This window comes from Anabaena sp. UHCC 0187 (assembly GCF_009712035.1).
Taxonomy (GTDB): Bacteria; Cyanobacteriota; Cyanobacteriia; order Cyanobacteriales; family Nostocaceae; genus Dolichospermum.
The window spans coordinates 1-1,280 of the sequence record NZ_VILB01000058.1 but is presented as its reverse complement, the minus strand read 5'-3'; the positions used below and the strand labels follow the sequence as shown (position 1 = coordinate 1,280).

Below are 1,280 nucleotides of genomic sequence, written 5' to 3'. Positions count from 1 at the left end.
CACATTCCGCACTTCATTTTGTAGTACAGATACAAGTGTAATAACTAACAGAAACAGCTTAAATATAAACACATAGCTAAGTTAGTAATAAATATAGACAGTAATATAGAAATTGCCAACAAATTGAAATTAATAAGGTATTGACAATAAATTCAGAAGAAAAAATGAGAGAATGAGTCTGAATTAACTAAAAATACCCAAAAATATGAATAACCAAAAAGAAGAATTTGAGAGTAAAAACTTAGATCACTTAGGAATAATAGCAGGAATAATAGATGAAATAGGAATAGTAGAAAAAATTAATGAAATATTCTTAGTAGATAGTAGAGAGAAAGTAAATACAGGCGAAGTAGTCAAAGCAATCATTCTGAATGGACTAGGTTTTGTATCAAGACCATTATATTTGTTCCCTGATTTTTTTCAAGATAAACCCATAGAATATTTAATAAAAGAAGGAATAAAAGCATCAGATTTAAACGATGATAAAATAGGTAGAGTAATGGACAAGCTCTATAAATATGGATTAACAAAAATATTCCTAATAATTGCCTTAGAAGTAGTCAAGAAATTTGGAATAGAAACTAAATATTCCCATTTAGATTCAAGCTCATTACATTTACATGGAGAGTATAAGAACTGCGTAAATAATAAAGATAAAGAACAAGGAATAAACAAAGAAAATCCGATTAATATCACACAGGGCTATTCCCGTGACCATCGCCCAGACTTAAAACAATGTATATTAGATTTAATAGTAAGTAGTGATGGAGATATACCTTTATTTTTTAGAGGAGCATCAGGAAACGAATCAGATAAAGCCGTATTTGCTCACATCTTAGTGGAATATTCTAAACAAATAGATTTTGATAGTATAATGGTCGCCGACAGTGCATTATACAGTGAAAATAATTTAAAATTAATGTCAAACATGAAATGGATAAGTCGAGTACCATTATCCATTAAAAAAGCTAAAAACTTGGTAAAAGCACCGATAAGTAAAGAACTGAAACCAACTGATATCAAAGGATATAGCTATCAAGAAGAGAAAATATTTTACGGGGGAATAGAGCAAAGATGGCTAGTAATTGAAAGCACAGAAAGGAAAAAAGCAGATTTAAAGAAATTAAGCAAAAAAATCTTAGAAGAGTTGATGAAAACTAATAAACAGCTAGTCAAGTTAGAAAAAGAAGATTTTTGTTCAAAATCTTCAGCAGAATTAAAAATTAAAGACATGACAGCAAAATTAAAATATCATCAAATATCAGACATAGAAATTACCG

Annotated in this window: 1 protein-coding gene; it reads left to right on the top strand. The window is 28.8% G+C overall.

What is annotated here, in order from left to right; translation table 11 throughout:
• Positions 1–205 precede the first annotated feature (205 nt).
• A partial coding sequence (locus FJR11_RS23280; protein ID WP_168508054.1) for an IS1634 family transposase occupies positions 206–1,280 on the top strand: 1,075 nt, incomplete at its 3' end.